General features: G+C 37.9%; 2 protein-coding genes. Both read left to right on the top strand.

The window, feature by feature from the left end; all coding sequences use genetic code 11:
* Positions 1-101 precede the first annotated feature (101 nt).
* Positions 102-10,301 carry an Ig-like domain-containing protein gene (locus E7Z81_RS08995; protein WP_292746586.1) on the top strand — a complete coding sequence of 3,400 codons (10,200 nt, stop codon included), beginning with the start codon at positions 102-104 and terminating at the stop codon, positions 10,299-10,301.
* 478 nt (positions 10,302-10,779) lie between these two features.
* Complete coding sequence (locus E7Z81_RS08990; protein WP_292746583.1) at positions 10,780-11,490, top strand: TIGR00297 family protein; 711 nt, start codon at positions 10,780-10,782, stop codon at positions 11,488-11,490.
* Positions 11,491-11,524 lie beyond the last annotated feature (34 nt).

Genomic DNA, 11,524 nt, shown 5'->3' with positions numbered 1-11,524 from the left:
AGTCTACTACTGATGCTAATGGTGTTGCTAGCTTTACTGTTCCTTCCATAACTTATGGTGATAAGACTGTTGTTGCAACCTATGGTGGAGATGCTAAATACATGTTTAACTCTACTACCAGTAACTTCACTGTGTCCAAACGTGTGTCTGATTTAAGTGTTGTGGCCAGAGGAAATTCAGTTGGTGGCAATGCAACCATTGAGGTCAGTGTGCAAAGCAATGCTACAGGATATGTGACTGTTAATGTGAACGGCACTAACTACACAATTAACCTAACTGGTGGCGCTGGATCCGTACAAATCAAAGGTCTTGGAAACGGAACCTACTATGTCCATGCAACATATCTTGGTGACAGCCAATACTTGACTGATACTAACAACGACAAGACATTTGAAATGACCAAAGTGAACACTACTATGGTCATTAGTGTTGATAGTATTGATTATGCTCAAAATGCAAACATCACAGTCACTGTTAGACCTGATGCAACCGGCTTCATTACAATCAGAATCAATGAAACCAGAAATATAACTTTACCTGTCGTTAAAGGTAAGGTCAACTGGATTGTTGATGGCCTTGCAGCCGATAACTACACAGTTTATGCTAACTATTCCGGTGACGGCAGATACAATGTCAACAACACCAATAAGGTTAACAGATCATTTGAAGTTAGACAAGTCACTCCTGTAATCACAATTGAAACAGTTGAAGTAAGTTCTGCTAGAAACGCTACTGTCGTGGTCCACATTACTCCTGGCACTACTGGTAACATTAACATTACTGTAAACGGTGAAAACTACTCAAGCCCTATTGAAAACGGTGTTGCAAAAATCGTAATTAAACAATTAAATGTAGGTAATTACACTGTCATAGCTAACTATAGTGGTGATAGAAACTTCACAAATGCATCAACCACTCAAATAAATAAGGTAAATGTCCATAAATTTGCATGTTATGACATGAACGTGACTGCTCCTGATACCAAAGTCGGAGTAAACACTACCATCGTTGTCAATGTCCCAGAGGATGTAACCGGCAATGTCTCAATTTATGTAAACGGTTCATTTGCTGGAAACGCTACAATTAATCATGGTGTTGCTACATTGAGCTTGAATAAAATAATTGCAGGCAAATATGTGGTTAATGCCACATTCGGTGACGCCAAATATGCCAACAAGACAGTGACAACCAACTTCCATGTAATCAAATGGGACACTCCAATGAACATTACAGTTGCTGATGCCAAAGTCGGCGACACAGTCAAAGTCATCGTAAGCGTTCCTAAAGAAATTGCTGGTGGAACCGCAACAATCGAAATCAACGGTAAGAAATACACCAATGTGACTGACAACAAAGGAAATGCAACATTCTACGTTGCAGATCTAACCTATGGTAATAAAACAGTTGTTGCAATCTATGAAGGCAACAACAAGTATGTATTCAACTCAACTACTCAAAACTTCACTGTAACCAAACGCAGTTCACAAGTAAACGTAACAGCTTCTGCAACAGTGGTTGGCATGGATGCAATCGTAAATGTAACAATTCCAGCAAACGCTACAGGATATGTAATCGTAAACGTTAACGGAACCAACTATACTGTAAACACTACAAACGGAAACGGTTCTATTGTAATCAAGAACTTAGAAAACGGCAAATACATTGTAAACGTAACCTACATCGGTGATGACCAATACCTCTCAAGCACCAACGGCACTGACTTCACAATATTAAGAATCCAACCTACATTCAGCGTGAACGGAACCGACATTACATATGGTGCTAAAGAGCTTATCAAATTTGAATCTGTTGAAAGCATTACTGCCCCAATAAAAGTCGAAATCAACGGCAGAAACTACACTGCATTCATAATTGAAGGTAAAGGTAACTTGACTGTTGAAAACTTGGCTGCAGGTAACTACAATGTGACAATCTACTTCGCAGGCAATGATAAATACATGAATGCAACTGCAAACAACACATTCACAGTGGAAAAAGGAGTCATGCCGATTTATGTAATTGCTCAAAACATTACATACTCCGAGGAAAGCTTATTCACAATTTATGTAAATGCTACTGGTAAAGTTGATATTTTCATATTCAATGCTACAGACGGAGATATGGTAACTGCTTTCGGCAATATTGATATAGTTAATTATGAATATGTCTTGCCAGTATTCCTGGATGCAGGCAATTATACTGTACGTGTGGATTATAAAGGTAATGCAAACTACACAGACAGTTCAGCAAAAGCGAACTTCACAGTATTCAAGAAAGATCCAACAATTACAATTGAAGTTCAAAACATAACCTATGGTGGAGTCGAACACATTATCGTTCGCGTAAATGCTGAGGGCAATGTTACAATTAAAGTAAACGGAACTGAAGAAACTATTGTTTTAAGAGAAGATGATAATGCTATTGTAGTTCTCAGAGCAGCACATAATCCGCTCCCTACATATAATGAAAAAGCTCATGAATATCTATATAACTTGAATGTAGGTGAATATCCTGTTGAAGTAACCTTCAACGGAAACGAAAACTACAATAAGGCTACTGCTACTGCACTCTTCTTTGTAAACGCAGACAATACTACAGTCAACGTTGATGTGGACGATATTGCAACCGGTGGAAAAGAGACAATCAACGTAACACTCAGCAATAAAAACGCAACAGGCAATGTAACAATCAATGTCGACGGCGTAAACTACACAAGGCCAATAACAAACGGAACTGCAAACCTCACATTAACCAATCTGCCAGCAGGAAACCACAGTGTTGTCGTAATCTATGAAGGAGACAACAACTTCAGAGGCAATTGGACTTCAGCAATATTCAATGTGACTAAAGTCAAACCGACCCTCACAATTGATGTTAACGATACTTCTGCAGGTAAAGTTGCAAAAATCATTATAAACCTCCCTGATAACGCAACAGGATTCGTTGTAATTGATGTGGACGGAACAAAATATCATGCGGATATCGTACCTGGCCAAGAAATAGCCCTTGAAGTCGATAATTTATTGAATAAAACTTATCATGTAACTGCTGAATACTCAGGAGACGAATACTGGGATACAGCAGATAATTCATCTAGCTTTAATGTAAACATAACTAAAGCAGACATTTCCGTTAAAGTGGAAAATATCACAGTGGGAGACATGGCAATAATCAACATTACTGCTCCTAAAGAACTGAACGGAAATGTAACCGTAAATGTTGATGGTAAAAATTACACAGTTTATGTTGCTGGAGGTAACGGAATACTTGTCGTTCCAGGACTGGATGTTGGAAACTACACAGTAAATGTCACATTCGCCGGAACTGACAGATTCGGACCAAGCAATACCACAGCAAAACTTGAAGTATCCAAAGTCAATGTAACTTCCGAGGATATCAAAGTCATTGATCAAGGAAACGGAACAGTTGTTGTGGTCGTTGGCGGAAATGCCACTGGTAATGTAACTGTTTATGTTGATGGTAAAAACTTCACCGGAGAAATAGTCAACGGAACTGCCGTAATCACATTAGAAAATGTAACTCCTGGCGTCAACGATATTGAAGTCGTCTATTCCGGTGATGATAAACATTCCAATTCAACAGTAAACGGCACCGTAACCATTCCAAGACTGGATACTGAGTTTGCTGTCACTGTTGATGAAGGAAAAGAAGGAGAAAATACTACAATTACTGTTAAAGTTCCTAAGGATACTACTGGTAATGTGACTGTAACAATTGATGGTCAAAAATACACTGCTGAAATCGACAACGGAACTGCAGTCATAACTGTTGAAAACTTAACCGCAGGAAACAAAACAGCAATCATCGAATATGCCGGTGATGCCAACTACACTTCAAACTACACAACAGTCAACTTCACTGTCGGCAATGCTAAGGCAGTTCCTGAATTGGTTGTTGTTGATCATGGTAATGGTACTGTTGTGGTTGTTGTTGGTGATAATGCTACTGGTAATGTGACTATTAAGGTTGGAGATAATGTATTCAATGCTACTGTTGTTAATGGTACTGCTGTTGTTCAAGTGGGTAATTTAACTCCTGGCGTTAATGATGTTGAAGTCATATACTCTGGTGATGACACTCACACCAACTCTACAGTCAATACAACAATAATCGGACCTAAATATGATACTCCGTTCGTTGTCAATGTTACTGAAGTCACAGAAGGGGAAACCGCTACAATCACTGTTAAAGTTCCTGAAAATGCTACTGGTAATGTAACCGTAACATTTGATGGTCAAAAGTACTCTGCTGAAATCGTTAACGGTACTGCTACAATTCCTATAAGCAATTTAACTGCCGGCGACAAATCACTCATTGTTGAATATGCCGGTGATGATAACTACGCTTCAAACTACACTATCGGTAACTTTACAGTCGATGAAGCGAAAGTTGTTCCTGACATGAAGGTTATTGATCAAGGTAATGGTACTGTTGTGGTTGTTGTTGGTGATAATGCTAGTGGTAATGTGACTATTAAGGTTGGTGATAAGGAGTATAATTCTACTGTTGTTAATGGTACTGCTGTTGTTCAATTGGATGGCAATGTAACTCCTGGAACTCATGAAGTTGATGTGATTTACTCTGGTGATGATACTCATGAGGCAACTAACGCTACAGTTGAGATAACTGCTCCTAAGTATTCTACTGAGGTTAAAGTCGATGCTTCTGAGGTTACTGAAGGCGAACCGTTGGTTGTTACTGTAGAGGTTCCTGATGGCGCCACTGGTAATGTAACCGTTTATATTGATGGTAAGGAGTATCCTTGTGAGATTAAGGATGGTGTTGCTGTTGTTACTATTGATGATTTAACTGCCGGCAATAAAACTTATGTTGTCGAGTATTCTGGTGACGGTAACTTCTCCGCTAACTACACAATCGGTAATGTGACTGTTAAAGAAGCCAAATCAACTCCGGACATGAAAGTTATTGATCAAGGCAACGGCACTGTTGTGGTTGTTATTGGTGATGATGCTACTGGTAATGTCACTGTTAAAGTTGGAGATAAAGAGTTTAATGCTACTGTTGTTAATGGTACTGCTGTTGTTCAATTGGATGGCAATGTAACTCCTGGTACTCATGAAGTTGAGATAATCTATTCAGGTGATGCTACTCATGAGGCAGCTAACTCCACTGCTAACATAACTGCTCCTAAGTATGATTCTTCAATTGATGTTGTGATTGGTGAGGCTAAGGAAGGCGAACAGTTCAATGTCACTGTTAAAGTTCCTGATGGTGCTACTGGTGATGTGATTGTCAATGTTGGTGGTAAGAATTACACTGGAACAGTTAAAGATGGTGAGGTTATTGTTACTGTTGATAACTTGACTGCTGGTGATCATACTATTGCTGTTGTCTACACTGGAGATGACAATTTCACAGGCACTTATTCAATTGGCAATCTGACTGTTGAAAAGGCTAAAGAAGTTCCAGACATGAAGGTTATTGATCAAGGTAATGGTACTGTTGTGGTTGTTGTTGGTGATAATGCTACTGGTAATGTGACTGTTAAAGTGGATGGTAAAGAGTATAATGCTACTGTTGTTAACGGTACTGCTGTTGTAACTTTAGACGGTAATGTAACTCCTGGCACTCATGAAATTGAAGTAATCTATTCAGGTGATGATACTCATAATGCTACTTCAACTGATGCAAACATCACAGCTCCTAAGTACGATACTCCAATTGACTTAGAAATTGGTGAAGCTAAAGAAGGTGAAAATACTACAATCACAGTTAAAGTTCCTGAAGGAACTACTGGTGATGTTGTTGTCAGTGTAGGTGGTAAGAACTACACTGCACCTATTGAGAACGGTAAAGCGGTAGTAACTGTTGATGATTTAACTCCTGGTAATCACACTATTGCTGTAGAATACTTCGGTGATGACAATTATGTTGCTAATTATACTATTGGCAATTTAACTGTTGTGAAAGCTAAAGAAACTCCGGATATGAAGGTCATTGATCAGGGTAATGGTACTGTTGTGGTTGTTGTTGGTGATAATGCTACCGGTAATGTCACTGTTAAAGTCGGTGATAAAGAGTATAATGCTACTGTTGTTAACGGTACTGCTGTTGTTCAATTGGATGGTAATGTAACTCCTGGTACTCATGAAGTTGAAGTTATCTACTCCGGTGACGATACACACGATGCGGCTAATGCTACTTCTGAGATTACTGCTCCTAAGTATGATGCTCCTATTGAAGTTGAAATTGGTGATGCTAAAGAGGGCGAACCTACTGTAATTACTGTTACTGTGCCTGATGATGCTACTGGTAATGTGACTGTTAGTGTTGGCGGTAAGGATTACACAGTACCTGTTGAAAATGGTAAAGCTGTTGTCACAGTTGATAATTTAACTGATGGTGATCATACTATTGCTGTTAAATATTCTGGTGATGATAATTATGCTGGAAACAGTTCAGTTGGTAATTTAACTGTTGAGAAAGCTCTAGTAAATCCTGATGTTAAAGTCATTGACCAGGGTAATGGTACTGTTGTGGTTGTTGTTGGTGATAATGCTACAGGCAATGTCACAATTAAGGTTGGGGATAAAGAGTATAATGCTACTGTTGTTAACGGTACTGCTATCGTTGAACTGGATGGTAATGTAACTCCTGGTACTCATGAAGTTGAAGTTATCTACTCCGGTGACGATACACATGAAGCTGCTAATGCTACTTCTGAGATTACTGCTCCTAAGTATGATGCTCCTATTGAAGTTGAAATTGGTGATGCTAAAGAGGGCGAACCTACTGTAATTACTGTTAAAGTTCCAGAAAATGCTACTGGTAATGTGACTGTTAGTGTTGGCGGTAAGGATTACACAGTACCTGTTGAGGATGGTAAGGCTGTTGTTACTGTTGATAATTTAACTGATGGTGATCATACTATTGCTGTTGTTTATTCTGGTGATGATAATTATGTTGGAAACAGTTCAGTTGGTAATTTAACTGTTGAGAAGGCTTTAGTAAATCCTGATGTTAAAGTCATTGATCAGGGTAATGGTACTGTTGTGGTTGTTGTTGGTGATAATGCTACAGGTAATGTCACAATTAAGGTTGGTGACAAGGAGTATAATGCTACTGTTGTTAATGGTACTGCTGTTGTTCAATTGGATGGTAATGTAACTCCTGGTACTCATGAAATTGAAGTAATTTATTCAGGTGATGATACTCATAATGCTACTTCAACCGATGCAAATATCACAGCTCCTAAGTACGATACTCCAATTGACTTAGAAATTGGTGAAGCTAAAGAAGGTGAAAACACTACAATCACAGTTAAAGTTCCTGAAGGAACTACTGGAGATGTTGTTGTCAGTGTCGGTGGTAAAAACTACACTGCACCTATTGAAAATGGCAAAGCGGTAGTAACTGTAGATGATTTATCTCCAGGTAATCACACTATTGCTATAGAATACTTTGGTGATGACAATTACATTGCTAATTACACAGTTGGCAATTTAACAGTTGATAAGGCTAAGGTTGTTCCTGACATGAAGATTATCGACCAAGGTAATGGTACTGTTGTGGTTGTTGTTGGTGATAATGCTACAGGTAATGTTACAATTAAGGTTGGTGACAAGGAGTATAATGCTACTGTTGTTAATGGTACTGCTGTTGTTCAATTGGATGGTAATGTAACTCCTGGTACTCATGAAGTTGAAATCATCTACTCCGGTGACGATACACACGATGCGGCTAATGCTACTTCTGAGATTACTGCTCCTAAGTATGATGCTCCTATTGAAGTTGAAATTGGTGATGCTAAAGAGGGTGAGTCTGTAACTGTTACTGTTACTGTGCCTGATGATGCTACTGGTAATGTGACTGTTAGTGTTGGCGGTAAAGATTACACAGTACCTGTTGAAAATGGTAAGGCTGTTGTCACAGTTGATAATTTAACTGATGGTGATCACACAATTGCTGTTAAATACTCTGGTGATGATAATTATGCTGGAAACAGTTCAGTTGGTAATTTAACTGTTGAGAAAGCTAAAGAAACTCCGGATATGAAGGTCATCGACCAAGGTAATGGTACTGTTGTGGTTGTTGTTGGTGATAATGCTACAGGCAATGTCACAATTAAGGTTGGAGATAAAGAGTATAATGCTACTGTTGTTAATGGTACTGCTGTTGTTCAATTGGATGGTAATGTAACTCCTGGCGACCATGAAGTTGAAATCATCTACTCCGGTGACGATACTCATGAAGCGGCTAATACTACCTCAGTTATAAAAGGAGCTAAACTGGACACTCCACTTGACATAACTGTAGAAAACATCAAAGTAGGAGATAAAGAAACAATAGTAGTTAATGTTCCTGAAGGAGTTACTGGTTCTATCACTATTGAAATCGATGGTGAAACATACACTGCTCCAATCGAAGACGGCAAAGCAACATTCTCAGTTGAAAACTTAGATCAAGGCAAAAAATCAGTATTTGTAAAATATGATGGTGATGAAAACTACAACGCAAATACAACTACTGCCCAATTCGAAGTAGACAAACGTCCTACTGAAGTGACTGCAACAGTTGAAGACATATATGTTGGAGAAACTCTAAAAGTCACTGTAAAACTTCCTGAAAATGCAACAGGACAAGTCTTAATTGACATTGATGGCGTTGGATATTATGTAAACATTACCAACGGCACTGGCGTTGCTGAAATTCCACATTTAACAAATGGAGTATATGATGTTAATGTAACATACACTGGAGATGACCAATACATGCCAAGTCATACTTCAGCTACATTTAAAGTTGAAAAGATTGAATCATTCGTAATTCCAATGGCAACAAACATCATGGTAGGCGAAAACGAAAACATCAAACTGCTTGTTCCAAATGATGCTACCGGAAACGTCACTGTTATCATTGACGGTGAGGAATACAACTTCAACCTGGACGACGGAACTTTAACCACAACCGAAGGTGCTGGAAAATACACAGTCGCAGTAAGCGGAGGAAACGGTCAATTGGTAATATCCGGTCTTCCAAAAGGAGAATACTACGTCAGTGTAAGATACAACGGTGATGAAAAATACCTGCCTGCAACCAATACAACATTATTCACAGTGTCAAAAATCGACACTAAAATAGATGAAGTCGATCAGGGCAACGGCACACTTGTCATAAAATTACCTGAAGACGCAACGGGTAATGTAACCGTTAAAATTGGCGATGAAACTTTCACTGCTAAAGTTGAAAACGGTACTGCGGTAATCAATCTGGAAAATGCTACTCCTGGAGTGCATGAAGCTGAAATCTATTACTCTGGTGACAACAATTATGCAAGCAAAACAGATAAAATCACTGTAGAAGTTCCAAAATATAATGCTCCAATTGATGCTGCAGCTAATGACATAAATGTTGGTGAAACAGTTGTAATTGTTGTTAATGTTCCTCAAAAGGCTACTGGAACCGTAACTGTTGAAGTGGATGGTAAATCATATACTGGCCAAATCAAAGACGGAAAAGCAGAAATCAGCATTCCTGACCTGACTGCAGGCGATAAAACAGCTCATATCGAATACGGTGGTGATGATAATTATCTTGAAAATTCAACTTCAGTCTCATTCACTGTATCTAAAGTTAAATCAACCATATCAGCATCCGGAAAAGACATTACTGCAGGTAAAGACGAAGTAATCACAGTCAATGTTCCAAAAGATGCAATAGGTCAAGTGCTTGTAGAAATCAATGGTGTAGGTTACTATGGCGATATTGTCAATGGTGTTGCTAAAGTGATTGTTCCTAAACTTGCAGCAGGAAAATACACTGCCAAAGTCACTTATGGTGGTGACGGCAAGTATCTGGAAAATTCAACTACTGTAAAATTCACTGTGGAAAAGGCTAAATCAAAAATTTCCGCCACTGGTGATGAAATTATGGTAGGTGATGATGCAACAGTAACAATCAAACTTCCAACGGATGCAACAGGAATCGTAACAATAACTATTGACGGCAAAACATATACTGCACAGGTATTTAATGGAAAAGCAATAGTCAGCATTCCTGGATTGGCTGCTGGTACTTATAAGGCTACTGTAGTTTACTCCGGTGATGACAAATATGGTCCAACTACTACTGTAACTTATGTAGTTGTTAATGATAACAATAACGGCACTAATGGAAACGGTTCAAATGAAATCACATTGGATGTCAGTGAAGGTGGAGTCAGCTTATCTGATTATCCAACAGGTAATCCTTTATGGATATTGTTATTGGTATTGTTAACAATCGGATCAAATGAAATTAGAAGAAGATTTAGGAAATAAATTTTCCTAATTTTTACTATTTTTTAAAAAAATTATCAGTTGATGTAGATTACTCTATTTCTTTTTAATATTTTTTAATGAGATATTTATTTTAATCGAATTTACATCTTATTAAATTATGACTTTTAATATTTATTTTAAAATAATTGCTCATTATTTCATTTATATTGTATGTAATTTTGATTGGATTTTTTGGTCTGAAAATTTTGGAATATTTTCATGATTATGCAAACATTTTTTTAAAAAAAAGAATTATAGAGGCATCGGCCTCTATTTGGTTATAATTTTTATCAAATGGTGCAATTCATCCTCGACTTGAAGAAGTCAAGGTATTCTTGCACCATTTAGATAAAAATATTTTTTAAAAATCCCATTTTTGCAGGGGTTACTGAAAAATTGAAAAATCGGCTATTTATGTAAATCTTTTTATATAATTTTAAACAAACATTATTTAAAAAAGAGAGAAGAAGTGTATTTTATGGTTGAGCAGTTAATGATTAATTGGGCATATGTAATCCTCCTGTTTATTTTAGGGTTCATCACATACAGAAGAAAATCTCTGGATTTGTTTGGTTCAGCCGTTATGATTATAATGGGTATTATAATTATTTTTTCAGCAGGAGTTCATTGGCTTTTGTTAATTGTTCTGTTTCTAGTATTGTCTTTACTGGCCACTAAATACTCAAAAAAATATAAAATGTCATTGGGCCAGTTTGAAGGAAGAAGAACTTCCAAAAATGTTATATCCAATGGTGTTGTTGCATGTTTCATGGCTGCATTCGGAGGATACTATCTTACATTCGCAGGAGGTTTCATAGGAGCTATTGCAACTGCAACTGCAGATACTCTGGCTTCTGAAATCGGTGTTTTAGACCATCATCCTCGATTAATAACCAATTTTCAAAAGGTAGATCCGGGCACTAACGGTGCAATTTCTCCTCTGGGAACTGGAATAGCTGTACTTGGCGCCGCCATTATCGGTCTTGCCGCATTTTTCTTAGGTGTTCTTTCTGATTTCGCACCGGCAATTGTAGTGTCTGTAGTTTCCGGAACTGCAGGATGTTTTGCGGACAGTATTTTAGGCGCCCTTTTTGAAAACCAGGGATGGCTTACAAATGAGCATGTGAACCTGATGGCCACAATTGTAGGTGCTCTTATCGGAATTTTATTGATGACATTTGTTTTCTAAACTATTTTTTTTAAATAATTATTTTAACTATTAG

Source organism: Methanobrevibacter sp. (assembly GCF_015062935.1).
In the GTDB taxonomy this organism is placed as follows: domain Archaea; phylum Methanobacteriota; class Methanobacteria; order Methanobacteriales; family Methanobacteriaceae; genus Methanocatella.
The sequence above is the reverse complement of the archived record's forward strand: the minus strand, read 5'-3'. Positions and strand labels throughout refer to the sequence as shown.

Excerpts from the sequence above, each read along its gene's own strand:
- E7Z81_RS08995 (WP_292746586.1), top strand. The coding sequence starts at position 102 with ATGTTTAACTCTACTACCAGTAACTTCACTGTGTCCAAACGTGTGTCT.
- E7Z81_RS08990 (WP_292746583.1), top strand. The coding sequence starts at position 10,780 with ATGGTTGAGCAGTTAATGATTAATTGGGCATATGTAATCCTCCTGTTT.